Origin of the sequence: Rhizobium pisi (assembly GCF_003938655.1) — a bacterium.
Taxonomy (GTDB): domain Bacteria; phylum Pseudomonadota; class Alphaproteobacteria; order Rhizobiales; family Rhizobiaceae; genus Rhizobium; species Rhizobium pisi.
On sequence record NZ_RJJT01000006.1, the window covers coordinates 176,618 to 201,157 of the forward strand.

Annotated in this window: 23 protein-coding genes; 5 read left to right on the forward strand and 18 right to left on the reverse strand. The window is 61.7% G+C overall.

The window, feature by feature from the left end; translation table 11 throughout:
* Positions 1-181 precede the first annotated feature (181 nt).
* From EFD55_RS10450 to trmFO, 3 genes are all read left to right on the forward strand, one after another.
* Entirely contained in the window at positions 182-328 is a 147-nt protein-coding gene (locus tag EFD55_RS10450) for a DUF1127 domain-containing protein (RefSeq protein ID WP_008527135.1), read from the forward strand.
* 300 nt (positions 329-628) lie between these two features.
* The gene (locus tag EFD55_RS10455; protein ID WP_010030024.1) at positions 629-772 is read left to right on the forward strand and encodes a DUF1127 domain-containing protein; all 144 of its coding nucleotides are present in this window, start codon (positions 629-631) and stop codon (positions 770-772) included.
* A gap of 94 nt (positions 773-866) precedes the next feature.
* The gene (trmFO, locus tag EFD55_RS10460) at positions 867-2,300 is read left to right on the forward strand and encodes a methylenetetrahydrofolate--tRNA-(uracil(54)-C(5))-methyltransferase (FADH(2)-oxidizing) TrmFO (RefSeq protein ID WP_125844943.1); all 1,434 of its coding nucleotides are present in this window, start codon (positions 867-869) and stop codon (positions 2,298-2,300) included.
* A gap of 9 nt (positions 2,301-2,309) precedes the next feature.
* On the opposite strand, the gene EFD55_RS10465 is transcribed toward trmFO, so the two are convergent.
* The 5 genes from EFD55_RS10465 to yajC all read right to left on the reverse strand — a co-directional run bounded on the left by EFD55_RS10465 (position 2,310) and on the right by yajC (position 7,033).
* Positions 2,310-2,777, reverse strand: coding sequence for a hypothetical protein (locus tag EFD55_RS10465; RefSeq protein ID WP_125844945.1), 468 nt, complete (start codon positions 2,775-2,777; stop codon positions 2,310-2,312).
* Positions 2,778-2,848: 71 nt separating this feature from the next.
* Positions 2,849-3,706 (reverse strand): phytoene/squalene synthase family protein, encoded by an 858-nt coding sequence (locus EFD55_RS10470; protein WP_125844947.1) that lies wholly within the window; start codon positions 3,704-3,706, stop codon positions 2,849-2,851.
* Between the two features lie 2 nt (positions 3,707-3,708).
* Positions 3,709-4,095 carry an Mth938-like domain-containing protein gene (locus tag EFD55_RS10475; protein ID WP_125844950.1) on the reverse strand — a complete coding sequence of 129 codons (387 nt, stop codon included), beginning with the start codon at positions 4,093-4,095 and terminating at the stop codon, positions 3,709-3,711.
* A gap of 4 nt (positions 4,096-4,099) precedes the next feature.
* Positions 4,100-6,640 carry a protein translocase subunit SecDF gene (gene secDF, locus EFD55_RS10480; protein WP_125844952.1) on the reverse strand — a complete coding sequence of 847 codons (2,541 nt, stop codon included), beginning with the start codon at positions 6,638-6,640 and terminating at the stop codon, positions 4,100-4,102.
* A 45-nt stretch (positions 6,641-6,685) separates the two neighbouring features.
* Positions 6,686-7,033, reverse strand: a complete 348-nt coding sequence (gene yajC, locus EFD55_RS10485; protein ID WP_125844954.1) for a preprotein translocase subunit YajC — start codon at positions 7,031-7,033, stop codon at positions 6,686-6,688.
* Between the two features lie 206 nt (positions 7,034-7,239).
* Between yajC and EFD55_RS10490 the strand changes: the two genes are divergently transcribed.
* Positions 7,240-8,112, forward strand: coding sequence for an ATP-binding protein (locus EFD55_RS10490; RefSeq protein WP_125844956.1), 873 nt, complete (start codon positions 7,240-7,242; stop codon positions 8,110-8,112).
* A gap of 156 nt (positions 8,113-8,268) precedes the next feature.
* Here the strand turns inward: EFD55_RS10490 and EFD55_RS10495 are convergent, their stop codons facing one another.
* The 13 genes from EFD55_RS10495 to EFD55_RS10555 all read right to left on the reverse strand — a co-directional run bounded on the left by EFD55_RS10495 (position 8,269) and on the right by EFD55_RS10555 (position 23,828).
* Positions 8,269-9,864 carry a peptidoglycan DD-metalloendopeptidase family protein gene (locus EFD55_RS10495; protein ID WP_125844958.1) on the reverse strand — a complete coding sequence of 532 codons (1,596 nt, stop codon included), beginning with the start codon at positions 9,862-9,864 and terminating at the stop codon, positions 8,269-8,271.
* A gap of 250 nt (positions 9,865-10,114) precedes the next feature.
* The gene (locus tag EFD55_RS10500) at positions 10,115-10,768 is read right to left on the reverse strand and encodes a protein-L-isoaspartate(D-aspartate) O-methyltransferase (RefSeq protein WP_125844960.1); all 654 of its coding nucleotides are present in this window, start codon (positions 10,766-10,768) and stop codon (positions 10,115-10,117) included.
* The gene (surE, locus tag EFD55_RS10505) at positions 10,765-11,538 is read right to left on the reverse strand and encodes a 5'/3'-nucleotidase SurE (protein WP_125844962.1); all 774 of its coding nucleotides are present in this window, start codon (positions 11,536-11,538) and stop codon (positions 10,765-10,767) included. The genes EFD55_RS10500 and surE overlap by 4 nt, the downstream gene beginning before the upstream one ends.
* A 4-nt stretch (positions 11,539-11,542) precedes the next feature.
* The gene (serS, locus tag EFD55_RS10510; protein WP_125844964.1) at positions 11,543-12,826 is read right to left on the reverse strand and encodes a serine--tRNA ligase; all 1,284 of its coding nucleotides are present in this window, start codon (positions 12,824-12,826) and stop codon (positions 11,543-11,545) included.
* A gap of 102 nt (positions 12,827-12,928) precedes the next feature.
* Positions 12,929-13,756, reverse strand: coding sequence for a twin-arginine translocase subunit TatC (gene tatC / locus EFD55_RS10515; protein WP_125844966.1), 828 nt, complete (start codon positions 13,754-13,756; stop codon positions 12,929-12,931).
* The gene (gene tatB, locus EFD55_RS10520) at positions 13,753-14,355 is read right to left on the reverse strand and encodes a Sec-independent protein translocase protein TatB (RefSeq protein ID WP_125844968.1); all 603 of its coding nucleotides are present in this window, start codon (positions 14,353-14,355) and stop codon (positions 13,753-13,755) included. Before tatB ends, tatC begins: the two co-directional genes overlap by 4 nt.
* A gap of 51 nt (positions 14,356-14,406) precedes the next feature.
* On the reverse strand, positions 14,407-14,598 hold the full coding sequence (locus tag EFD55_RS10525; protein WP_003538990.1) for a twin-arginine translocase TatA/TatE family subunit: 192 nt from the start codon (positions 14,596-14,598) through the stop codon (positions 14,407-14,409).
* Positions 14,599-14,780: 182 nt separating this feature from the next.
* Complete coding sequence (gene scpB, locus EFD55_RS10530; RefSeq protein ID WP_125844970.1) at positions 14,781-15,485, reverse strand: SMC-Scp complex subunit ScpB; 705 nt, start codon at positions 15,483-15,485, stop codon at positions 14,781-14,783.
* On the reverse strand, positions 15,482-16,339 hold the full coding sequence (locus EFD55_RS10535) for a segregation and condensation protein A (RefSeq protein ID WP_125844972.1): 858 nt from the start codon (positions 16,337-16,339) through the stop codon (positions 15,482-15,484). The genes scpB and EFD55_RS10535 overlap by 4 nt, the downstream gene beginning before the upstream one ends.
* Before the next feature lie 18 nt (positions 16,340-16,357).
* The gene (gene nagZ / locus EFD55_RS10540; RefSeq protein ID WP_125844974.1) at positions 16,358-17,371 is read right to left on the reverse strand and encodes a beta-N-acetylhexosaminidase; all 1,014 of its coding nucleotides are present in this window, start codon (positions 17,369-17,371) and stop codon (positions 16,358-16,360) included.
* Positions 17,372-17,527: 156 nt separating this feature from the next.
* Positions 17,528-20,728, reverse strand: a complete 3,201-nt coding sequence (locus EFD55_RS10545) for an SPOR domain-containing protein (RefSeq protein ID WP_125844976.1) — start codon at positions 20,726-20,728, stop codon at positions 17,528-17,530.
* 61 nt (positions 20,729-20,789) lie between these two features.
* Entirely contained in the window at positions 20,790-22,547 is a 1,758-nt protein-coding gene (argS, locus tag EFD55_RS10550; RefSeq protein ID WP_125844978.1) for an arginine--tRNA ligase, read from the reverse strand.
* Positions 22,548-22,610: 63 nt separating this feature from the next.
* Positions 22,611-23,828 (reverse strand): deoxyguanosinetriphosphate triphosphohydrolase, encoded by a 1,218-nt coding sequence (locus EFD55_RS10555; RefSeq protein ID WP_125844979.1) that lies wholly within the window; start codon positions 23,826-23,828, stop codon positions 22,611-22,613.
* Between the two features lie 221 nt (positions 23,829-24,049).
* Here EFD55_RS10555 and erpA point away from each other — a divergent pair, with 221 nt between their 5' ends.
* Complete coding sequence (gene erpA, locus EFD55_RS10560) at positions 24,050-24,382, forward strand: iron-sulfur cluster insertion protein ErpA (RefSeq protein ID WP_125844981.1); 333 nt, start codon at positions 24,050-24,052, stop codon at positions 24,380-24,382.
* Positions 24,383-24,540 lie beyond the last annotated feature (158 nt).

Genomic DNA, 24,540 nt, shown 5'->3' on the forward strand with positions numbered 1-24,540 from the left:
CTTGACCACAAAATGGTCAAACCGTGTCGAATAACTTCCGAGCATTGCGCAACCTGCATAGGTGGTCTGAAAACTTGGCTATTTTACTCTTTTGCGCCGCAACACATACTCCGGTCATCAAATAGAGGTCAGCGCCGATCGGTGGCTGCTGGCAGATCAAACCCTCGGAAAGGGGCTAAACATGAACATCACTCGCTCTTTCAATAACTGGCGCAAGTATCGTCAGACCGTTACCGAACTCGGCCGCATGAGCAACCGCGAATTGCACGACCTCGGCATCGACCGTTCGGACATCCATCGCGTTGCCCGTGAGGCTTCCTCCCGCTAATTCAAGGCGATCGCTGCTTCCTCCCAGGCAGCATTGTTCTCGATCGAAACGCCCGCTGGACTCCAGCGGGCGTTTTCATTTGCCTGCGAGCAACTCGCCAACGGTTGCATGTTTTCCCACCTCGTCAGCCCGCTCAAAAAATATTCATCGCTTAAATCTCGGGCATCACATTGCACAATTGCATGGCAGACGCCTTTTATTTGCACTGCACAATGGGGCTGAGATCACCTATATAAACATCAACCGCAGAGAGACCGGCGATCCCGCCGTCCCGCGGAGATTTGTTCGAGGAAGAAGACAATGAACCCGATCCGCATTGCAAAAAGCTGGCTCAGCTACCGCCGTACGCTCAACGAACTCGGCAACCTGTCCAACCAGACCCTGTCCGACATCGGCGTCAGCCGCTACGACATCCGCAATATCGCATCCCGCTCGTTCCGTTAATAACGGGCGCGATGCTTCCAAGACGGCGCCATCAGGGCGCCGTTTTTGATTCCGGGGTGTTGGATCACGTCCGCCGACATGATATCAGCCCGGAATGAACACGACCTCTTCCCACTCTCCTATCCACGTCGTCGGCGGCGGGCTTGCCGGTTCGGAAGCCGCCTGGCAGATCGCCAGTTCCGGCGTTCCCGTCATCCTGCATGAAATGCGCGGCGTGCGCGGCACGGACGCGCACAAGACCGACGGCCTTGCTGAACTGGTCTGTTCCAATTCTTTCCGCTCCGACGATGCGACCAGCAATGCGGTCGGCGTCATCCATGCCGAGATGCGCATGGCCGGCTCGCTGATCATGGCCGCTGCCGATCGGCACCAGGTGCCTGCCGGCGGCGCGCTCGCCGTCGATCGCGACGGCTTCTCGAACGCCGTCACCAAAGCAATTCAGGACCACCCGCTCATCACTGTCGTGCGCGAAGAAATCACCGGCCTGCCGCCAAAGGACTGGGACCTTGCCATCGTCGCCACCGGACCCTTGACCGCGCCGTCACTCGCAAGCGCCATCCAAACCGAGACCGGCGAGGATTCCCTTGCCTTCTTCGACGCCATCGCGCCGATCGTCTACCGCGAGAGCATCGATATGGATATCTGCTGGTATCAGTCGCGCTACGACAAGGTCGGGCCTGGCGGCACCGGCAAGGATTACATCAACTGCCCGATGGATGAGGCACAGTACAATGCCTTCGTCGACGCGCTGATATCAGGCGATACGGTCGGTTTCAAGGAATGGGAGGGCACGCCTTATTTCGACGGCTGCCTGCCGATCGAGGTAATGGCCGAACGCGGCCGCGAGACGTTGCGTCACGGGCCGATGAAGCCGATGGGGCTGACGAATGCGCATAACCCGACGGTGAAGGCCTATGCCGTCGTGCAGCTGCGGCAGGATAATGCGCTCGGCTCGCTCTACAACATGGTCGGTTTCCAGACGAAACTGAAATATGGCACCCAGGCGGAAATCTTCCGGATGATCCCGGGTCTGGAAAATGCGGAGTTTGCCCGCCTCGGCGGTCTGCACCGCAATACCTACATCAATTCCCCTACCCTGCTCGACCCGTCGCTGACACTGAAATCGCGGCCCGGCCTGCGTTTTGCCGGCCAGATCACCGGCTGCGAGGGTTATGTGGAAAGCGCCAGCGTTGGGCTGTTGGCCGGGCGTTTTGCCGCCGCCGAACGCAAGGGCGAAACAATCTCCCTGCCGCCGCCAACGACGGCGCTGGGCTCGCTGCTCGGCCATATCACCGGCGGGCACATCGTCACCGACGAAGAGCCGGGCAAACGGTCGTTCCAGCCGATGAACATCAATTTCGGACTGTTTCCGGAGCTTCAGCCGGGCTCGATCGTCAAGCCCGAGGGCGTCAAGCGCTTCCGCGGCAAGGACAAGACGATCATGAAGCGGCAGTTGATCGCGCGCCGCGCGCTCGCCGACTGCGCCGCCTGGCTCGGCCAGACCGCGCCGCTTGCCGAAAGTGCCTGACCGCCGTTTCTACTGCTTGTTCGCCGCCGAGAGATTGCTCGGCGGCAAATCCTTATCCGGCTCGGCGATATAGTTGCCGAGCAGCCAGAGTGCGACTTCCGAGGCCTCCTTGGCGGAGACGAACTCGAAATCGCCGTTGTGAGAGGGCGCATCGAGGAAATCGATCACCAGCCCTCTGCCCGTTGCCGAACTCACGACGCGCACGCGGCCCGGCTCGATCAGGTGACAGGAGAAATGGCGCGACATGTTGCGCATGAAGCCGGCCTTGTTGTCGTGCAGACGCACGAAGACGGCCTGGCCGTTTTCCGTCGCCTGCAGTTGGCGGATTGCTTCGTTCGGAAAGGCGCGGCCGAATTCAATGATGGCGAGGCCCGTGTCGTGCAGGCCGTCTTCCTTGTTCTGCGCTGCCATGCGCGTTGCCACAAAGGCAAAGAAAATGACGATCGCGAAAAGAACGCACCAGACGATAATGCCCACGCCGAATCTCCGTTCCAAAGGGTAGCGGTGAAGTCTTCTAATGCGCGAGACTTGCGCGAATTTGACCGATATCAGATTTTCCTGCGGGCTGCCGAGAGCGCCATCCGGAGCTGGCGGCGCCATTGCGACGGCTGCAGCGGCCGATCGAACAGGAAGACGCCACGATTCTGCGCCTTGAGGAGCACCGGTTCGGCAATCGTTGCCGGCAAGAAGGCCGGAAAGACCGAGGGCGCAATCGGCCCTGCCGCCCTCGCCTTTGCCAGATGCTCGCGACCGAGACCGGCGAAGGCCTCGATGGCGGCAGAGATACGCGGCCTGTCCTGGCCGGCGAGGAAGGCATCCCGGTCAAGACCTGTGGCCGAGAGGATCTGCAGCGGAATATAGACCTGGCCGCGGCGGCGATGCAGCGGCATCAGCAGCAACAGGCCGGCGACCGCCTGGGCGACACCGGCATGGCCGGCGGCATCGGCCGATCCGGCTGCTTCTACCGGCGAAAGCACCAGGCTTGCGAGCTGGATCAGCGCGGATGCGGTTTCACCGGCATACCCTTCAAGAGAAAGCCGCGTCTCCATCGGGTCGTCATAGAGGTCGAAGGTGCGGGCCTCGATCATGTCGATCAGCGTCTTGCGCGGCAGGCGATGGGTTTCGATCGTCGTCAGAAGGGCGGAAGCGACGGGATTGGCGGCCGTCGAGCCGTGCGCGCTGCCTTCCAGCAGATCGCGCCAATATTGCATGCGTACCTCGCCCGGCAAGGGCTCGTGCACCAGGTCACGGATGCGGGCAAGTTCGGCATTGAAGGCGTAAAGGGCTGCAAGGGCGCCGCGCTTGTCCTCCGGCGACAGGAGGCAGGCCAGATAACGGTCGCGGTCGTTGTCGCGCAGCATCGCCAGGCAAATGTCCTGGTTCGTCGCAATATTGGCTTCCGTCATCGTCAGACCGCTATCAACGCCGCAGCGACGGCGCGCTGTTCCGAGAGCATGATATTGAAGGTGCGCACGGCGGCACCCGTGCTCATCGGATCTGAGGAAATGCCGCGCGACTTCAGCGCCTGCTTTAATTCCTCGGGCAGACGGCGAAGCTCGGTTCCGGTGCCGACGAGCAGAACCTCGATATCGGCAGCTTCATCCAGCACACGGCGAAAATTTTCGGGCGACAGCGGTTTCGATATGTCCATGTCCCAGCCGTAGATGCCGGAAGGCAGGCAAAGGATCGAACCGCGATGCGACATATCGGCAAAACGGAATCCACCATTGCCGTAGGTATCGATCGGAGCGCGGCCGGGAAAATGCGCCGCGCGGATTTCTATGCCTTTTGCCATATTTTCAAACCACCGTGCCGGATCTTACACCAGCATCCGTCTTGTTGCTCTCTTCCCCGTCGGGAGCCTCTGGCCGCAGCCGGAAGACGATCAATACTGGAGCGGCGATATAGATCGAAGAGAAGGTGCCGAGAGCGACGCCGAAAAGCATCGTGAAGGTGAAGGAGCGAATGACTTCGCCTCCGAAGAGATAGAGCGCGAGCAAGGCGAGCAGGGTCGTCGCCGCAGTCAAGATGGTGCGCGACAGCGTCCGATTGATCGAGGCATCGATCAGGATCGGCAGCGGCATTTTCCTGTATCGCTGCAGATTTTCGCGCATTCGGTCATAGACCACGACCGTGTCGTTCAGGGAATAACCGACGACCGTCAACACCGCGGCGATGCTCGTCAGGTTGAATTCGATGCCTGACAGTACGAAGAGGCCGAGCATGATGATGACGTCGTGCAGTGTGGCAATGATGGCGCCGACCGCGAACTGCCATTCGAAGCGGATCCAGATGTAGACCAGGATCGCCGCGAGCGCCGCAAGCACACCGAGCGTCGCCATCATCGTCAACTCGCCCGAGATGGCGGGACCGACAACTTCAACGCGGCGGAAATCATAGTCCTCCTCGAGCTCGCCGCGCACCAGCGTGGCTGCCGACTGCTCGGCATTCTCGCCCCCGCCCTGGGACTCGATGAGGATCTGCGCACTCGACCGACCGCCGGTGGGCTCGACCTTGATATCGCCGAGATTGAGATCGTTGAGACGCGATTTTAGATCGGCGATATCGGCATTGCCCTGCTTCGCCGTCACTTCGATGAGAGAGCCGCCGGTGAAATCGATGCCGAGATGCAGGCCGACGGTGGCAAACGCGGCCATGGCGATCAACGAGATGACCGCCGACACGGTAAAGACGTAGCGGCGAATCCCCATGAAACGAACATTGGCATGTTCGAAAAGATGGGTCAGGACGCTTTTCGGCAGATGCCGGGGATGGCGCCGCTTCAGCCAGACGGCGACGATCGAGCGGGTCAGCGTGAAAGCCGTGAAAACCGTCGTCAGGATGCCGACAGCCAGCGTCACCGCGAAACCGCGGATGGATTCGCTGCCGAGGAAGAAGAGGATGACGGCGGCGATGAAGATCGTGACGTTCGCATCGACGATCGTTGCGAATGCGCGTGAGAAGCCGCGCCCGACGGCCTCCGAAAAGGAATGGGCGGTTTTTTCCTCTTCGCGGATGCGCTCGTAGATCAGCACGTTGGAATCGACTGCCATGCCGACGATCAGCACGATGCCGGCAATGCCGGGCAAGGTGAGCGTGGCACCGGCAAGGCTGAGCGCCGCGACGATAAAGATCAGGTTGAAGAACAGCGAGACGACGGCAACGATGCCGAGGATGCGGTAGAGCGCAATCATCAGCGCTGCGACCAGCACGACGGCGACAAGGCCGGCAACGAGGCCGGAGAAGATGGATTCGGCGCCGAAGCTCGGGCTGACGCTACGCTCCTCGACGCTCGTCAGCGTCGCCGGCAAAGCGCCGGCGCGCAGCATCACCGCAAGGTCGCGAACGCCATCCTCGGAAAAATTCGCGGAAATACGGCCCTCGCCGTTCGCAATTGCCGCCTCGATGACCGGCGCCGACATCACCTGGTCGTCGAAGACGATGGCAAGGTGCTTGCCGAGATTCTGCCCCGTCATCTGAGCCAGCCGCTCTTTGCCTTCCGCATCGAGACGATAGGCAATCGACGTGTCCTGCGTCTGCGGATCGACGACCGGCTGGATATCGACCATATTGCTGCCGGTGACGAAAGCCGTGCGGTCGACGAGATAGGGAACCGGCGGATCGTCCAGCGAATAGAGAACCTGCGATGTCGCCGGCCAGCGGCCGTTCAGCGCTTCCTGCCCCGACATGCTTTCATCGATCAGATGAAAGGAAAGCTTCGCCGGCTGGTTCAGGAGGTTCTTCAGCCGCTCCGCATCGACCGATCCCAGCACCTGCACGACGATGCGGTCGGCGCCATCGGGATGGACGACGAAATTGTCGTAGCCGAATCCCGCGATGCGGCGGCTGACAATATCGAGCGAGCGGCTCCGGGCTGAGGCGACGTCAGCTGTAATGCCGGCATCGGAAATCTGCAGCGAGAGCTGCCCCTCCCCACCCTGCTGCAAAGCGACATCGGGTCCCGAATGTCCGCCGGCGGCCGTCAAGGGCTTCAGGAGATCGACTGCTTTCTGCGTCTCAGCCGGATCGGTGATCCGCACCGTGACGGTCTGGTCGTTGCCCGTCAGCCCTGTATAGCGGATGCCGGCGCCACGTAGCGCGTTACGTACATTTGCGACCACCTCTTCCAGCCGGTCCTTGACGACATCGGAACGCTCGACCTTCAGGACGAGATGCGAGCCGCCCTGCAGGTCGAGGCCGAGCGTCACGCGGTCATGCCGCAGCCAGTCCGGCAGAGAAGCGCGTTGCGCCTCACTCAGCAGATTGGGCGCAGCAATAATGATGGCCGCAAAGGCGACCAGCCAAATCAGAAGTGTTTTCCAACGGGAAAAATGCAACATTCTCTCGACGATCTTCCGATCCGGCGGTCGTGCCGTTATCGTTGGTTATGCCGCGTCGGCCTTGACCGGTTCACCCTTGACACGAACTTCCGAAATGCCGCTGCGGACGATGCGCACGCGAACGCCTTCAGCGATCTCGACTTCGACTTCCTTGTCGTCGACGACCTTCGTGACCTTGCCAACGAGACCGCCGCCGGTGACGACCTGATCGCCGCGACGGATCGCCTTCAGGGTTTCCTCGCGCTTCTTGGCCTGCGCACGCTGCGGACGGATCAGCAGGAAGTACCAGACGACCATCAGCGGCACGAACAGGATGATCATTTCGAAGCCGGAGCCGCCGAATGCCGATGTGGTGTCGGTCGCGCTCTGGGCGAATGCCGGGGTGATGAACATGCTAAACTCCTAAGGCTTCTACGGCGGAACTCCGCCTCTCTTTTCAGGTTGCCGGACTATAATTACGGCTTCAATGAATGCAACAGAAACAGCCGGAAACCGTACCGATTCCGCTGCCTCATAACCTTTCCGCCGTCAAAACGCCATGCTACCCCGCATCGAAAGATCCAAGCGGATTGCCGCAGCAAGAAATCAGGAGGCCTGCGATGACCGAGGAAATCAATACCGCTCTGCTTATCGAGTTGAAACGGCTCGCAGACGCCGTCGAGCGCCTTGCCGGACCGGCGCCCGCTTTCAACGACTGGGACGCTGCCGATTGCTTCGTCTGGATGCCCTTGCGCCAGCATCTGCTGCCGGTCAAGAGGCCGAACCGCGTGGAACTGAAGCTTATCCGCGGCGTCGATCACGTGCGCGATATCCTGCATGAGAATACCGTGCGTTTCGCCGACGGTTATGCCGCCAACAACGTGCTGCTCTGGGGCGCGCGCGGCATGGGTAAATCCTCGCTTGTCAAGGCCGTGCACGAGGATGTCAGGCGCGAAAGCGGCGTCTCACTGAAGCTCGTCGAGGTCCATCGCGAAGATATCGCCAGCCTGCCCAACCTGCTCGACCTGCTGAAGGACACGCCGCACCGGGTGATCGTCTTCTGCGACGATCTCTCCTTCGATCATGACGATACCGCCTACAAGTCGCTGAAGGCAGCGCTCGACGGCGGCGTCGAGGGCCGGCCTGACAATGTGCTCTTTTACGCGACCTCGAACCGGCGCCATCTCCTGCCGCGCCACATGATGGAAAACGAGCAGTCGACGGCGATCAATCCATCGGAGGCCGTCGAGGAAAAGGTTTCGCTTTCCGACCGTTTCGGCCTGTGGCTCGGCTTCCATAAATGCAGCCAGGAAGACTATCTCGGCATGATCGACGGGTATGCCGATCACTTCAAGCTCGGGCTGGACCGCGAGAAGATGCATGCCGAGGCGCTGGAATGGGCGACGACGCGCGGCGCCCGCTCCGGCCGCGTCGCCTGGCAGTACATCCAGGACCTCGCCGGGCGCATGCGCGTTCACATCGATCGGGCCTAAAGCGCGTCGCGTCAATCCGGCATCATGCGACGCGCTTTAGGTCTTTGATTTATGCATGTCATTGTCCCAAAACCGCTGCACACTTTTGGGCGACATGCATTAAATGACAAAAGCCCGGCGGGTGGCCGGGCTTTTGCGCTTCCTGGTACGCTATACCTACTCCAGGAAAGTCATCGGGTTGACTGGAGATGCGTCCTTGCGCACCTCGAAATGCACCTGCGGCTGCTTGACGTCGCCGCTCATACCGGAGACTGCGACGGTCTGGCCGCGCTGGATCTTCTGGCCGCGGGTGACGCTCAGCGTATCGGCGTTGCCGTAGACGGTGACGGTGCCGTCGTCGTGGCGGACGAGAACCGTATTGCCGAGTTCCTTGAGGCCGTTGCCGGCATAGATGACGACGCCGTTTTCAGCAGCCTTGATCGGCGTACCCTGCGGGACCGAGATATCGATGCCGTCATTGCGGTTGCCGTTGACGTTGGCGCCATAGGCGGCAATGACCTGACCGCGGACCGGCCAGCGGTATTTGCCGATACCGGTCGATTCCGGCGCGGCGGAGCTGACGTCGGACTTCTTCTCGACATCATCGACAGTCTGCGTGGCGGTCGGCGCCTTGTAGGGCGCCGGCTGAAGAGAAGCCGTCTGCTGCTGGGCAGGGGCCGCCTGAACCGGCTTCGGATCGGCTTTCTCGGCCGCGATCGACGCAGTCTTGATCGTATCGGCGCTCGGGATCTTCAGGGCCTGGCCGACGCGCAGCGAATTGGCCGAAAGATTGTTGGCAGCCTTGAGATCGTCGATATCCGTACCGGTCGCCTTGGCGATCTTCGCCAGAGAATCGCCCTGCTTGACGACATAGGAGCCTGCAGGCGCCTTCGGATCCTTACCGGCGCCGGCAGGAAGTTTGCCGGTGGCATCGGCGCTCGCCATCGTCTTGTCGCGGGCGGAATTGGCGCCGGGAACGACGGCGACGTTCTGCTCAGGCGTCTTGGCCGGCTCCGGCATCTTGCCGGGCTTGGAGAGGTCGGCCGTCTGCGATGCCGCCTTGGCGGCATTGCCGCCATTGAAGGTCGGGATCAGGATCGCCTGGCCGGGCTTGGCGGCAGATGCCGTCTTCAGATTGTTGACACGCAGGATTTCGTTTTCCGGAACGCCGAAACGCCTGGAGAGGACCGCGACGCTTTCACCGGGACGCAGCGTCACGGAAGGGGCGTTGGTCGCCGACCAGCCGGAAACCTTAGGCGTCGTGCCCGTCGTCAAAGAATCAGGTGTCGCCTTCGGCGCGGCCGGGGCCACCAACCGGGGCTTCTCAGCCTGCGGCGCAGCCGGGAAAGGCTGAGCAAGCGCTACCTCCCTTTCCCGCTGGCGGGAGGGTGCCGCAGCCGTCGGCGCAGCAAGGTCGGAACGCTGCACCGAGACTGGCGCCGAAGCCAGACGCGCACTCGAATTCGAAGTGCGGATCGGATCATAACTCGGACGCGACGGATAAGACTGACCCATCGCATCGTTGCCGCCACCGTAACCAGACTGGCTCGCAACGGCGGAACCGCCGAGATCGGCGCGAGGCACCGGATCGGCCTGAGGGCCACCCCTGCGCGGAATGGAACTGGTGGTGATCTGATCCTGCCCTGAGGAGGAAAACAAGTTGCCAAACCGTGTCACATCGGAACTGCAGCCCGTTGCGGCACTTGCCAGCAGACCAACAACCAGAAGATTACCGGCCGACTTCCCGAACTTCGGCGAAAGACTGAAACGCATGACTCGACCCACTGAGAACGCAACCATTTGTGAATCTATTAAAGCGCGTTAGTATTACCACGCGGTTAAGATGCTGGAATCAGTCCGATAATTTTGAGAAGTTGATAACCATAGCTTATGGGTGAGAAATCGCAGTGCGCAGAGCATGATGCCGAAAAGTGTGAGCGGTTTTCGGACGACAGCATGCTCTCTTTTTTGATGGAGATGCCGATTCAGATTTCAGGCCGATCCGGCCCGAAATCATCCGCATCTACAGCAGCGAGGCCAGCCGCGGAACGATCGGCAGATAAGGCGCTTCGAACAGCTCTTCGCGCTCGAACCGGCTGCCGGTTTTTGTCAGCCGCACCATCCGGCATTCGTGCTCGGAGATCATCAGCGGCGCGATCATCGAGCCGCCAGAAACGAGCTGCTCGGTATAGAAGCGAGGCATCGAATTGAAGGCGGCAGTCACCAGGATGCGGTCGAAAGTGCCCTCGCCCTGCAACCCGGCGCTGCCGTCGGCGTGACGAATGACGACGCTGCGCAGACCAAGCGTATCCATCCGCCGCTGTGCGGCTGCCGTCAGTGTCTTGTAACGGTCAATAGACAGAACGCGCTCGGCGATGCGGCCGATAACGGCGGCGGTGAAGCCGCTTCCGGTGCCGATTTCCAGGACACGCTGTCCCGGCTTGAGTTTTAGGTGGTGCAGGATGCGGACGACGAAATCGATGCCTTCGAGGAAGGAACCGCATTCGATCGGTATCGTGCGGCTCGAATAGGCGTCGTCTGCGAATTGCGGCGGCACGAACCGCGAGCGCTGCGTCTGCTCGACCGCCGTCAGCAGGTCGAGGTCGGAGATGCCCTCAGCACGCAACCTGAGGACGAGCGCTGCAAAGCCCTCCTTCTCCGCCAGTCTTGCCGTCAAACCTGTGCTCCGTATCCCAGGGCCCGCGCCACGCGGTCCGTCACGGAATAATCGGTCAAATCCAGTTTCAAAGGCGTTACCGAAATCTTGTTATGCTTCAGGGCATGAATATCGGTGCCTTCAATGAAGGCGCCGGCGCGTTCGCCGAACTTCAGCCAGTAATAGGGAAAGCCCCGGCCATCGGAGCGGGCGTCGACCTGGAGATTGAAGGCGAGCTTGCCCTGCATGGTCACCTCGGCGCCGTCGACCTCTTCGGGGCGGCAGTTCGGGAAGTTCAGATTGAGGAAGGTGCCGTCCGGCAGATCCAAGACCATCAGCTTCTCGAGGAGCGCCGGCGCATGCGTCTCGCAGACCTCCCACGGCACAAGACGCGCACCGTCCTCGTATAGATAGGCCTGGCTGAGCGCAAAGGAACGCACGCCCTGCATCGTACCTTCGATAGCGCCGGCAATCGTGCCGGAATAGGTCACGTCGTCGGCAACGTTCGAACCCGAATTGACGCCGGAGAGAACGAGATCCGGCTTGATGTCCATCACCTGCCGGATGCCCATGATGACGCAATCGGTCGGCGTGCCGCGCAGCGCGAAATGCTTGTCGGAAATCTTGCGCAGCCGCAGAGGTTCGGAAAGGCTCAGCGAATGAGCGAGGCCGCTCTGGTCCGTCTCCGGCGCCACGATCCAGACGTCGTCGGACAGCGTGCGCGCAATCCGCTCCAGCGCGGCAAGACCTTCGGCATGAATGCCGTCGTCATTCGTAAGCAGGATGCGCATCGCCTCAAGCCGCCCGTTCGATCTTCGTCAATCCGCCCATATAAGGCAGCAAAACGTCCGGAATCGTGACAGAACCGTCTTCGTTCAGATAATTTTCGAGAACGGCGATCAGGCAGCGGCCAACGGCGGTGCCGGAACCGTTCAGCGTGTGGACGAACTTGTTGTTCTTGTCGTCCTTGCCGCGGTAGCGCGCATTCATCCGCCGGGCCTGGAAATCGCCGCAGACCGAGCAGGAGGAAATTTCACGGAAGGCGTTCTGCCCCGGCAGCCAGACTTCGAGATCGTAGGTCTTGCGCGAGCCGAAGCCCATATCACCGGTGCAAAGCGTCATCGTGCGGAAATGCAGGCCGAGGCGCTTCAGCACCTCCTCGGCGCAGGCGGTCATCCGTTCATGCTCGGCAACGGCGTTTTCGGCATCGGTGATCGAGACGAGTTCGCATTTCCAGAACTGGTGCTGGCGCAACATGCCGCGCGTGTCGCGGCCGGCCGAGCCTGCTTCCGAGCGGAAGGACGGCGTCAGCGCGGTGAAGCGCAGCGGCAGCTTTTCCTGATCGAGGATTTCCTCGCGCACAAGATTTGTCAGCGTCACCTCGGCCGTCGGGATCAGATAGCGGCCGTCTGTGGTCTTGAAGAGGTCTTCTTCGAACTTCGGCAGACTGCCGGTGCCGAACACCGCCTCGGCGCGCACCATCAGTGGCGAGCTGACTTCCGTATAGCCGTGCTCTCTGGTGTGGAGATCGATCATGAACTGGCCGAGCGCGCGCTCGAGCCTAGCGAGCGGACCGGTCAGAACCGTGAAGCGCGAGCCGGAGAGCTTGGCGGCGCGCTCGAAATCCATATAGCCGAGCGCCTCGCCGATTTCGAAGTGTTCCTTCGGCGTGTGGTTCCAGCGCGGCTTTTCGCCGACGATGCGGGTGACGACATTGTCATGCTCGTCCCTGCCGACAGGGACCTCGTCGAATGGCACGTTCGGGATGCGCGAAAGCGCATCGTTGAGTTCGGCCGTCAATTGCCGGTCTTCTTCCTCGATCGCCGGCAGCTGGGTCTTCAGTTCGGCGACCTCGGCCTTCAGCTTCTCGGCGAGTTCGCCGTTCTTCTGGGCCATCGCCGCGCCGATCTCCTTGGAGGCAAGGTTGCGGCGGGACAGCATGTCCTGGGCCTTCTGTACGGCGGAGCGGCGCTTTTCATCGAGGGCGACGAGACTTTGGGCGAGCGGCTCCGCGCCGCGCTTGGCAAGTGCGGCATCGAGCGCTTCGGGATTCTCACGGATCCATTTGATATCGAGCATCGTCGTTCCAGGTCGTTGCAACAGAAGTGACCCGGCCAAAGCCTGACCGGGCCTCGACCGGAAGTTGGACGGCGCCTATGAAGGGATTTCCAGGATCGCCGCTCAGACGCTGTCCGTCTTGGCAACGTCCGCGGATTCGGTGTCCTTTTCGAGCGCCTGCCGGGCACGCTGGCGCTCTACGAGTCGCGCCGCATGAATGGAAATCTCGTAGAGAAGGATCGTCGGCAGCGCAAGGCCGATCTGGGACATCGGGTCCGGCGGCGTCAGCACCGCAGCGACGACGAAGGCGAGCACGATGGCGAACTTGCGCTTTTCGGCGAGCCACTGCGAGGTCAGCAGGCCGACGCGGGCAAGCAGCGTCGTGACGACGGGCAGCTGGAAGACGAGGCCGAAGGAGAAGACCAGCGTCATGATGAGGCTCAGATACTCCGAAACCTTCGGCATCAGCGAGATCGCCACCTCGTCATGACCCGGCGCCTGCTGCATCGACAGGAAGAACCACATGACCATCGGCGTGAAGAAGAAATAGACGAGCGCGCCGCCCATCAGGAACAGGACCGGCGATGCGATCAGGAACGGCAGGAAGGCCTGACGCTCATTTTTGTAGAGGCCGGGCGCCACGAACTTGTAGACCTGGGCGGCAATGATCGGGAAAGCGACCACCAGGCCGCCGAACATCGCCACCTTGACCTGCGTGAAGAAGAATTCCTGCGGCGCAGTGTAGATGAGCTGGGCCTTCTCGACGTCGAGATGAGCCCACACCACGGCCGTCTTGTAAGGAATGACCAGATAATTGAAGAGATGCTTGGCAAAAAAGAAGCATATGATGAAGGCGACGAAAAACGCGCCGATCGACCAGATCAGCCGCGTGCGCAGCTCCATCAGGTGCTCGATCAACGGCTGCGGCTTGTCTTCGATATCACCGCTCATGCCTTGTCCTTCTTCGTCTGCGCGGGCTTCTTCGGCGTTGCAGTCTTCCTGGCTGCCGTCGTGCGCTTCGGTTTTTCCACAGGCACGGCAACGGCCGCCGCAACATCAACCTTGTCGGCAGCCTTGACGCGCGGCTTGCGCACGACCTTCGGCTTGGCGGCAATCGTATCGGCCTGGACAGCCGCTGCTGCGACGGGTTCAGGCGGCGGCGCCAGCGGCGGTGTTTCCGGCAGGCTCATCGACGGCGTCGAGGCCGATACCGCGGCAGTCGGCACCTCGGTCTTGTTTTCCGTGACCACGGTCGCCTTCTGCAGGTCGGCCTTGATCTCGTTGCCCATCTGGCGAAGCGGGTTCATGGCTTCGCGCAGGCTGTTGACCGGGTTGAGCTTCTGGGCGTCGCTGATCGTCTGGCGAACATCGTCAAGCTCGGCTTCGCGCAACGCTTCATCGAACTGCGCACGGAATTCACCCGCCACCTTGCGGGCGCGCTGCGTCATCTTGCCGAAAGCGCGCAGCATCGGCGGCAAATCCTTGGGACCGACAACAACGATCAGTACGACCGCGATGACCAAAAGCTCGGTCCAGCCAATATCGAACATGCAAGGCTCCTAGACGGGAAGCGCGGGGGCTGCGCTTTTTCCCGGACTTGGTTATTTCGTTTCGTCGGCCTTGTGATCGACGGTCTTTGCGGTGTCCGGCGCGTCTTCGTCCGTCATGCCCTTCTTGAAGCTCTTGATGCCCTTGGCAACGTCGCCCATCAGTTCTGGAATCTTGCCGCGACCGAACAACAACAGCACGATGACCAGAACGATCAGCCAGTGCCACATGCTAAAAGAACCCATTACGTTAACTCCCTGTTTCTATGTTCCCACGATGTAAGGATTTCCGACACCGTTTCCAACATCAAGCCCTTCAAACTGAGCTTAATGTCACGGTATCGCCCTTTGTGACAAGTCATTGACCCATCGAAAAGTGCTGGCTCCATTGTTTTCGCCATGCGTGGCAAAAGCAAGACGCAAGCCCCTCAATCTTCAGAGGTGCCACGTGGCGCCAGCAACCCCAGTTCCTCGAGGTCCATCTGGGTGATCGGGTCCTCGTCCTCGGTCAGTTCGTCGTTCATCAACGGCGAGGGAATATTGAAATTCGCCGGAATGCGGCCCGACAGCAAGCCCGCGCCCTTCAACTCTTCGAGACCGGGCAGATCACGCAACTCTTCGAGGCCGAAATGATCGAGGAAATCGCGTGTCGTGCCGAGCGTTACCGGCCGGCCCGGCGTGCGCCGGCGACCGCGGAAACGCACCCAACCGGCTTCCATCAGCACGTCGAGCGTGCCGCGCGAGGTCTGAACGCCGCGAATATCCTCGATTTCGGCACGCGTCACCGGCTGGTGATAGGCGATGATCGCCAGCACTTCCAATGCGGCGCGCGAAAGCTTCTTCACCTCGTTGTCGTCGCGACGGATGACGAAGGAGAGGTCGGCAGCGGTGCGGAAGGCCCAGGCACCTTCGATCTGCACGAGATTGACGCCGCGGGGAGCATATTGCTCCTTCAGGCGGAGCATGATCGCGCGCACGTCGGCGCCCCTGGGCAGGCGCTCGAAGAGGAAAGCTTCGGGAACAGGCTGCGAGGAAGCAAAGACCAGCGCCTCGGCGATGCGTTCGGCCTCGATCTCAGCCTGGAGGTCGCGGCCTTCGTCCTCGAAATCCTCTTCACTCCTGGGGTCGATCAAACCGGCTGCTCCTGTTCCACCACTTGCAGGGTAGCGTGTTTGGGACCGCGACGCATGTAAATCGGCTGAAAGGCGCCGTCCTGGCGGATTTCGAGCTTGCCCTCGCGCACCAGCTCCAGCGAGGCGGCAAAGGCGCTGGCGATTGCCGTAACGCGCTCCTCGGGCGCTGCGAGGTAACCCAGCAGATAATGCTCCATCGCCGTCCAGTCGCCGATCTCACCGATCATCTGGGTCAGCAGCTCGCGGGCATCGGTCAGCGACCAGACGTTGCGCCTTTCGATCGTCACCTGGGTCACGGCATTGCGCTGGCGCAGCGCCGCATAGGCGGTCAAGAGATCGTAGAGGCTCGCCACATAGGCGGATTGCTGCCGGTCAGGAATATGCTCGGGCGCGCCGCGGGCAAAGATATCACGGCCGAGGCGGTTGCGGTTGATGAGACCCTCCGCAGCCTGGCGCATGGCTTCCAGGCGTTTCAGGCGGAAGGCGAGCGTTGCGGCCAGTTCTTCGCCGGAAGGACCGTCATCCTTGACCTGCTGGGGAATGAGCAGCCGCGACTTCAGATAGGCAAGCCAGGCCGCCATGACGAGATAGTCGGCGGCAAGCTCGATGCGGATGCGCCGGGCGCTTTCGACGAACTGCAGATATTGTTCGGCGAGCGCCAGCACAGAAATGCGCGACAGGTCGACCTTCTGGTTGCGAGCGAGATAGAGCAAGAGGTCGAGCGGGCCTTCGAAACCGGCAACGTCGATCACCAGCGCCGGCTCGTGGCTGGCGCGCTCGGCACCGTTATCCTGCCACAGCTTGTCCATCGGCGTTGCCGCCTGGGAACGTTCCGTGCCCTTGACCGTGTTCACTCAACAACTCCCTTACGATCAGACCGTCGCAAACATCGCCTCGAATTCCGCTCTCAATTCCGCTTCGTCGGCCGCATCCGGCGCCGTAAAGCCTGCTTCGACCGCCTTTGCGCGGGCGAGCGACAGGCCGGCAAGCGGAGGAACATTTGCCACGACATCCAGCATCTCGTCCATCTTGCCATTGCAATGCAGCACGATATCGCATCCGCCTGCAATGATATTCGCCGCTCTTTCGCCGATCGTGCCGGAAAGAGCGTTCATCGAGCTATCGTCGGAGAGCAGCAGACCGTTGAAACCGATATGTTCGCGGATGACGCCGTCGATCACCTTGCGTGAGGTCGTTGCCGGATTGTCGGGGTCGATGGCGGTGAAGACGACATGGCAGGTCATTGCCATCAGTTCGTCCTTCATCGCGACGAAGGGCGGAAAATCATGGGCTTCCAGCTCGTCGCGCGCAACGGTGACGACGGGCAGCTCCAGGTGCGAATCCGCAAAGCCGCGGCCGTGGCCCGGCATATGCTTCATAACGGGCAGCAGGCCGCCGGCCTTCAGCCCTTCTGCGGCCGCGCGGCCCATGGCGATGACCGTCTCTGGATCGTCGCTATAGGCGCGGTCGCCGATGACGTTGCTGCTGCCCTCGACCGGCACATCGAGCACCGGCAGGCAATCGACATCGATGCCGAGGCTCGAAAGATCGAAGGCGTGCAGCCGCGACATCACCCAGGCGGCGCGCAGGCCGAGCGCCGGGTCACGTCGATAGAGATCGCCGAGCGCCTGGCCGGAGGGATAACGCGAGAGAACCGGTGGGCGGATGCGCTGGACCCGCCCCCCCTCCTGGTCGATCAGGACCGGCGCATGCCAGCCGACACTTTCACGCAGTTCGGCGACGAGATCGGAAATCTGCCGCGCTTCGGAGATGTTGCGCCCGAAGAGAATGAAGCCCCAGGGCCGTTCGCCCCGGTAGAAGGCCTTTTCTTCGGATGTGAGGGCAAGGCCGCTGCAGCCAAGGATCATCGCTTTTGATTCGGTCATACCAGAATCTTAGAGTCTTTCCCGATCAGTTTGAAGCATTCTGCCGGAGCAGGTTTTCGTCACGGCAGAGGCAATCTGACCGGGAGGTCGGGGCGCGATGCACAAAAAAGAGCGGCGGACCGATCCGGCCCGCCGCCCCCTATCAATTATCTAGCGTTACTTGGAGATCAGGCAGGTTCCGCCCGCCGCGCGATACTGCTCGCACAGTGCCGCAGCCTCATCCTTGGAGCCGGCCGGAATGCGGACACGGTAGAAAGTGCCCTTGCCCGCGATATCGGCCTTGCGGATCTCATGACTGCGACCGGCAAGCACGCTGGCGAATTTCTTCGACAGGCTGGCAAAGGACTTGTTCGCCTCGTCTTCCGATGGCAGCGAAGCGATCTGGATGCCGTAGCCGCCGGCCGATGCGGCCTGTTGCGGCTGAGCGGCGACCGGTGCGGCAGTTGCAACCTGCGTGGTCTTCGGCTGCTGTGCAGGCGGCCTGACATTGCCCTTCTCGGTAACGGTGCCGACGACGTTGACGGGCTGTTCGGCCGGGCGGGCGATCGGAACCGGAGCGGTATCGGCAACCGCCGAGGTCTTGACCGGTCGCGCCGGCGCATCGACCGGGGTGGGATTTGCGGCCTGCGCGTCGGCATTGCCGACAGCCGACGGCTGTGCCGGTGCGGTTTCGACGGGTGCCGCGGAACGAGCGTCGACGGAAGCAACCTCGGCGCTCGTCGGGAAGCTTGCGGCCTTTCCGACGGCAGGAGGCATGGACGGAGCCGGTTGCGCGGACGGAGTTGACGGAGCCGCCAACGCCGGTTGAGCCGGCGATGTCGCCTGGGCAGATTGCGCAGGCTGGGCAGGTTGAACAGGCTGGTCGACGGGTGCCGGTTCGTCGCGAGCGACCAACGTGCCGTCAGGCTTGACGATCATCGTACGGACCTTACGCGGCGAAACGGACGGCGCCTTGTCGGCATCGCTTGCGGAACTGTTGTCCGCACCGGCCTGGTTCGGCAGCAGACGCGGATCTTCCGTCTCGCCGACCGCAGTCGGCGTGATCTGGTCGTTGGCCCCGGCGTTCTCATCGTCCTCGGGCAATGCTTCCGGCGTCAGCGTGCGCTGGACGACATCGACGGGCGCCTCATCTGAGGAAACGAGCGCTTTCTGCTTCGGCTCCTCGGCGGAACCCGCAACGCGGTCATAGACGGCCTTGTCCTGGTTCGGCACGGTCTTGCCGCCCGGATTTTCCGGAACGACCTTGACCGGCTCCTTGTCGGCCGCGATCACGCGCGGCTCGCCAGACGAGACGATGCCGAGCCCCTCGCCCTTCCAGACGGAGGAATAGATGCCGTAACCGACGCCGCCGAAAACCACGAGCACGACGGCTCCGGCAAGCAGGCGGCGCATCGACCGGGCGCGGCTGAAATCAGCGGCCTGGCTTGCCGATTCGATACGGACTTCGGAGGTCTCGCGGCGCTCGACCGGCTCGCGCACGCTGCGGCGGAAATCCTCCTCCAGCGCCCGCTCGAAATCATCGAGGCCGTCGGCGATGGTGGGCTTGATCGGCTTTGCCGCGGCAGCCGCCGTATCCCGGACCGGCGCGGGCGTTTCCCGCGGCTTGGCCGGTTCAAAGAAGCTCGCGATTTCCGCATCGAGATCGAAATCGAAATCCGCGGTCTTGGCGACCGGTGCGGGCTGCTCGACCGGCGGCAGCGCCGGCACGTGCATGTCATCGACGGTCTCGGGACGATCCTCCGGGTCGGAGATCATCGCTGGATCGAACGGCAGGTCTTCGGTCGAATCGGCGGCAGCGGCAGGCGCCCAGTTGAAAACCGGAGCCGGAGCTGGAGCCTGCGGCTCGGAAGCGAAGGTAGACGCGGGCCTTGGAGGCGTGATGGTCGCCTGCGGGCGAGCGGGCGTTTCCGGCTGCGGCACAGGCGTTGCCTGTTTGGGCGCAGGGACTATCGCCTGCGGCTGCAGCTCCGGGGCAGGCTCGGAGAAGTCGAGATCAGCGAGCTCCAGCTCGATGCCGGCAAGATCCAGCTCGAAATCATGACCGGCGAAAGGATCGTCGGCTTCCTGTACCGGCTGCGGCGCCCGCGAATATGACGGTGCGGCAGGCTGCGGCGGGGCAACCTCGGCAAGCTGCGGCGCGATCGGCCTTGCGGCTTCGGCAGCATAGGCCGGAGCGGGTTCTACTCGAGCGGGCCGGACGGGCGCTTCCGCGACCGGCGCAGAAACGATCGCCTCAGGCTGCGCAGGCGCGACAGCAACGGCGGGCGCTGTTTCGACGGGTTCGGGCTGCGGCGCAACAGGCGTCGCCAGATTGGCGCGTTGCGGCACAGGATAACGCGAGACGTCGGCAAGCAGATCGTCGAGATCGAACGTGCCGGCGGTGTGCGGCACTTCGGGCACGACCTCGGTCAAGGCAGCATCGGCCTGGATCTCGCCTTCAACGGCCGCAGCAATGAGATCGAAACCGGCATCGCCCCCGAAATCCTGCAGTTCGTCCTCGATCTCGACGAAATCCTCGGCCTCGGCAGTCTCTTCCGGCGTCGCCACCTCATCATCATGGCGATCGAGTTCGGCGGGATAGCCGAGCGACGGAGTAGCGGATTCGAATTCCTCGGAAGGTTCGACAGCAGTGACAGGCGCAGGCTGCTCTGTCACCGGCTCCGGCTTCACCTCAGGAAGATCTGCAAACGACGTCTCAGCAACCGGCACGGCGGCCGGCTCAACCACCGGCTCCGGTGAAACAACCGGTTCCTCGCGTTTCGCGGCATGGAAATTGGCAAGTGGCAGCCGAATGCTGGCGGCCGACCATTGCGGCGCCTTGGCAGGTTGCGCGATCGAAGAGACCGGGGCTGCGCCGATCGAAAGTTCGAGCTCCTCGATCAGATCGCGCGCACCGCCGAAGGCCGATTGCACCGGCGCCTCGGAGGCGGGCTCGACGGAGAGCTGCTGTTGCGGCCCGGCCGCCCAGTCGGCGGCGAGCGCGTCCCAGCGCTTGTCAGCCGGTGCTGCCGCTTCCTCGACGGGAGCGACGGAAACCGGCTCAGGAGCCTCTGTGCTTTCGGCAACCGGGGAAACATCGAGAACCGGCTCGATATAATCCTCCGCAGAGATATCTTCAGCGAACGGTTCGGCTGGATGATCGAGCTCCGCAAGCGGACGCGGCGAATCGTAACGGTCGAATTCGCGTACGAGTTCTTCATCGAGATCGAGGGCAGGCTCGCGCCGTTCTTCGGTTACCGTGTTTGCCGCAACGCGCGGTTCGAAACCAACGATACGGGCGAGTTCGGCCAACGGATCGTCGTCGGCAAACAGATCGCTTTTTCCGCGCGTATCATACGCAAGTTGTTTCTCAGCCATGCCTATCCCACTCGCAAACGCCAACGCTCAAATGCCAGCGCATTGTGGGGAAATGGTGACGTTATCGCATTTCGTCAGGTGCGGCAGTGCCTGTAATGGCAAGTCCCGACTTCAAAACCGACGCGACGGCGTACACCAGCCCAAGTCTGGCAATACTTGATTCTCGGTTTTTATCATTAACAAATCGTAAGTCCGTCTGATCTTTACCTTTGTTCCAATGCGCGTGGAACGAACTGGCGAGGTCGTAGAGGTAAAAAGCGATGCGATGCGGCTCCTGGGACTGGGCCGCCGCCTCGACGACACGGGGGAATTCGGCGAGCTTGGCGACAAGCTGCAATTCGGCCGGATCGCGAATGCCAGCAACGGCTTTGGCGAGGTCCTCGGGTGAAACTTCGAGGTCAGGGAAAGCCTCCCTCGCCTGCCGGAAGACAGACATGCAGCGGGCATGTGCGTACTGCACGTAAAAAACCGGATTATCTTTCGACTGTTCCGTCACTTTGGCGAAATCGAAGTCGAGCGGTTCGGAATTCTTGCGGTAAAGCATCATGAACCGGACCGAATCACGGCCGACTTCCTCGACGACTTCCCTGAGCGTGACGAAATCGCCCGAGCGCTTCGACATCTTCACCGGCTCGCCGTTGCGATAGAGCTTAACGAGCTGGCAGAGCAGCACCGTCAGCTTCGCCTTACCGTCCGAAACACCGCGTGCAACCGCTTCCAGGCGCTTGACGTAGCCGCCATGATCGGCGCCGAGCACATAGATCATCTCATTGAAGCCGCGGTCGAACTTGTTCTTGAAGTATGCGACGTCAGCGGCGAAATAGGTGTAGGAGCCGTCCGACTTGATCAGCGGCCGGTCCATATCGTCGCCCACTTCGGTCGAGCGGAACAGCGTCTGTTCGCGATCCTCCCAGTCCTCGGCAAGCTGGCCCTTCGGCGGCGGCAGGGTGCCCTTGTAGACAAAGCCCTTGAAGGTCAGGTCGTTGATCGCCGTGCGGATCGCGGCCGCGCCATTGGCATGCAGCGTCCGCTCCGAAAAGAAGACGTCATGATGGACGTTCAGCGCCGCGAGATCTTCGCGGATCATCACCATCATCGCGTCGATCGTGCGATCCTTGACGATCGGCATCCACTGCTCTTCAGGCATGTTGTGCAGCCGCACGCCGTAATCGGCGGCAAGCGACTGGCCGACCGGCACGAGATAGTCACCCGGGTAAAGACCTGAAGGGATCTCGCCGATCTTTTCGCCAAGCGCCTCGCGATAACGCAGGAAGACGGAGCGGGCGAGCACGTCGATCTGCGAGCCCGCATCGTTGATGTAATATTCCTTCTCGACGCCGTAGCCCGCAAAAGCGAGCAGGTTGGCGAGCGCATCACCGACGACGGCGCCACGGCAATGGCCGACATGCATCGGACCGGTCGGATTGGCCGAGACATATTCGACGTTGACCTTCAGCCCGTTGCCAAGCGTCGAGCGGCCGTACTCGGTGCCGGCGCCGATCATCGAGGCGAGCAGCCGCTGCCAGTAACCGACGGACAGGCGAATGTTGATGAAACCGGGACCCGCGACCGAGACATCGGCGACGTCGGCATCTTCCTTGAGCTTGGCGATGATGATGTCGGCAAGCGCGCGCGGATTGGAGCCGAGCGGCTTTGCCAGCACCATCGCGGCATTGGTCGCGACATCGCCATGGCTCGCATCACGCGGCGGCTCGACGGTGATACGGCCGAAATCGAGCTCAGATCGCTTTTCCCTGACCAGATCGATCTGTTCAAGGGCGGTTTTGATCCTGGCTTCGAAGTCGGTAAAAAGGTTCATCACACTCTTCCATGCATAGGCTGTGCCAAAGGCTCAAATCGGCCCTCGGCGGGCGACCGCTGCCTATCGCAAATCCGGAGTATGGTCAAACAATCGCCTGTGGGCGCTGATCGCATAGGTATCCGTCATGCCGGCGAGATAGTCGCCGACATGGCGGGCTTTCGGCGCATCGGAGAGGCCAGCGATATGATCCACCCAGTAGTGGCTCTGCATTTCCTTCGGGTTGGCCATGTAGGCGCCAAAGAGATCGGTGACGATCTTGGCCGCACCGGCGCGGATGCGCATGATATCGGGATTGCGGTAGATGCGCTTGAAGAGCATCGCCTTGATCTGCCTGTCCGTTTCGGCCATCTGCTCGGAAAACGTGGCGATCACCCGATCGGCTGCGCGCACGTCGCCGGCGCTCTGTGGGCGGATGAGGGAAAGGCGTTCCTGCGCCACGCCGATCACGTCCTCGACCATGCGCGTGATCTGACGGCGCATGATCTCATGGGTGAAGCGGCTCGCCTCCAGATGGGGATATCGCTCCCGTACCTCCGCCATCAGCCCGGCAAGGAACGGGATTTCCTCCAGCATGTCGAAAGTCAGGTAGCCGGAACGCAGGCCGTCGTCGATATCATGGGTGTTATAGGCGATGTCGTCTGCGATCGCCGCGACCTGGGCCTCGAGACTGGCATAGCTTGCAAGCTCGAGATCGTGCAGTTCGCAGTAGTCGAGAATCGGCTGGGGAACGGGGCCGCGCGTGCCCACGCCTTCCGGCGTCAGAAGCGGGCCATTGTGCTTGACGAGACCTTCGAGGCTTTCCCACGTCAGGTTGATGCCGTCGAATTCGGCATATCGCCGCTCCAGCTTGGTCACGATGCGCAGCGATTGGGCATTGTGGTCGAAGCCGCCATAGGGCAGCAGCACCTCGTGCAGCGCATCCTCACCGGTATGGCCGAACGGCGTGTGGCCGAAATCATGGACCAGCGCTACGCCTTCGGCTAGATCCTCGTCGAGCTTCAGGGCGCGTGCGAGCGCTCGGGCGATCTGCGCCACTTCGATCGTATGGGTGAGCCGGGTGCGATAATGATCGCCGTCCTGGGCGATGAAGACCTGGGTCTTGTGCTTCAGCCGGCGAAAGGCGGTGGTGTGGACGATACGGTCGCGGTCGCGCTGGAAATCGGAGCGCGTGGGGCTTCCGTCCTCCTGATAGAGGCGCCCGCGCGTCGTCCAGGGATCCGCCGCATAGACCGCCCTTTCGCTGTTGCCGAAACCCAAAGCACGCCTGTCAATCGTCATTCTTCACCGTCATTCTGCCTGTTGCCGCATCTGCCCATTGACGCCGCTCTGCACTCTTCATACCTATAGCCTGGCGAACGGCAAAGAGGCGCTTTCTTAAGCGCTTCAGCGCATCATGGCCTTTTCGCGAGGATCATGATAAGTTCCTTAGATATCAGGCATTTGAACATTCGAGTGCCAAAACCCATTCTCTCCGGATCTTGACCCCGGCAGGAGGAAACATGACGGATACGAGTGTAACCCTTTCAGATGCCGCGGCAAAGCGCATCGCTGCGATCGTCAGCGCCGAGGCTGGCAAGAGCGCGCTGCGTGTCTCCGTTGAAGGCGGCGGCTGTTCGGGCTTTTCCTACAAGTTCGACCTTGCCGATGGCGCTGATGACGACGACATCGTCGTGGAAAAGAACGACGCCAAGGTGCTGATCGACAGTCTGTCGCTCGTCTACATGGCGGGCTCGGAGATCGACTTTGTCGACAACCTGCTCGGTCAATCCTTCCAGATTAAGAATCCGAACGCGGTGGCAAGCTGCGGCTGCGGCACCAGCTTCTCGATCTGAACATCCGACTACAGCATTGTCCCTATCAAACCGGGCGGAAGTTTTGCTTCCGCCCGGTTTATCGTCTTGTCCGGCGATGAAAGACCGCGATAAAAGAAGCGCGCTAAAGCGCGTCGCAATCTTTCAGATTCGCTTGCCACGCTTTAGGTCTTTTGTTT

Bases quoted from the DNA above. Each gene is read 5' to 3' on its own strand.
- EFD55_RS10450 (WP_008527135.1), top strand. From the start codon at position 182: ATGAACATCACTCGCTCTTTCAATAACTGGCGCAAGTATCGTCAGACC.
- EFD55_RS10455 (WP_010030024.1), top strand. From the start codon at position 629: ATGAACCCGATCCGCATTGCAAAAAGCTGGCTCAGCTACCGCCGTACG.
- trmFO (WP_125844943.1), top strand. From the start codon at position 867: ATGAACACGACCTCTTCCCACTCTCCTATCCACGTCGTCGGCGGCGGG.
- EFD55_RS10470 (WP_125844947.1), bottom strand. From the start codon at position 3,706: ATGACGGAAGCCAATATTGCGACGAACCAGGACATTTGCCTGGCGATG.
- EFD55_RS10475 (WP_125844950.1), bottom strand. From the start codon at position 4,095: ATGGCAAAAGGCATAGAAATCCGCGCGGCGCATTTTCCCGGCCGCGCT.
- secDF (WP_125844952.1), bottom strand. From the start codon at position 6,640: ATGTTGCATTTTTCCCGTTGGAAAACACTTCTGATTTGGCTGGTCGCC.
- yajC (WP_125844954.1), bottom strand. From the start codon at position 7,033: ATGTTCATCACCCCGGCATTCGCCCAGAGCGCGACCGACACCACATCG.
- EFD55_RS10490 (WP_125844956.1), top strand. From the start codon at position 7,240: ATGACCGAGGAAATCAATACCGCTCTGCTTATCGAGTTGAAACGGCTC.
- EFD55_RS10495 (WP_125844958.1), bottom strand. From the start codon at position 9,864: ATGCGTTTCAGTCTTTCGCCGAAGTTCGGGAAGTCGGCCGGTAATCTT.
- surE (WP_125844962.1), bottom strand. From the start codon at position 11,538: ATGCGCATCCTGCTTACGAATGACGACGGCATTCATGCCGAAGGTCTT.
- serS (WP_125844964.1), bottom strand. From the start codon at position 12,826: ATGCTCGATATCAAATGGATCCGTGAGAATCCCGAAGCGCTCGATGCC.
- tatC (WP_125844966.1), bottom strand. From the start codon at position 13,756: ATGAGCGGTGATATCGAAGACAAGCCGCAGCCGTTGATCGAGCACCTG.
- tatB (WP_125844968.1), bottom strand. From the start codon at position 14,355: ATGTTCGATATTGGCTGGACCGAGCTTTTGGTCATCGCGGTCGTACTG.
- EFD55_RS10525 (WP_003538990.1), bottom strand. From the start codon at position 14,598: ATGGGTTCTTTTAGCATGTGGCACTGGCTGATCGTTCTGGTCATCGTG.
- nagZ (WP_125844974.1), bottom strand. From the start codon at position 17,371: ATGACCGAATCAAAAGCGATGATCCTTGGCTGCAGCGGCCTTGCCCTC.
- EFD55_RS10545 (WP_125844976.1), bottom strand. From the start codon at position 20,728: ATGGCTGAGAAACAACTTGCGTATGATACGCGCGGAAAAAGCGATCTG.
- argS (WP_125844978.1), bottom strand. From the start codon at position 22,547: ATGAACCTTTTTACCGACTTCGAAGCCAGGATCAAAACCGCCCTTGAA.
- EFD55_RS10555 (WP_125844979.1), bottom strand. From the start codon at position 23,828: ATGACGATTGACAGGCGTGCTTTGGGTTTCGGCAACAGCGAAAGGGCG.
- erpA (WP_125844981.1), top strand. From the start codon at position 24,050: ATGACGGATACGAGTGTAACCCTTTCAGATGCCGCGGCAAAGCGCATC.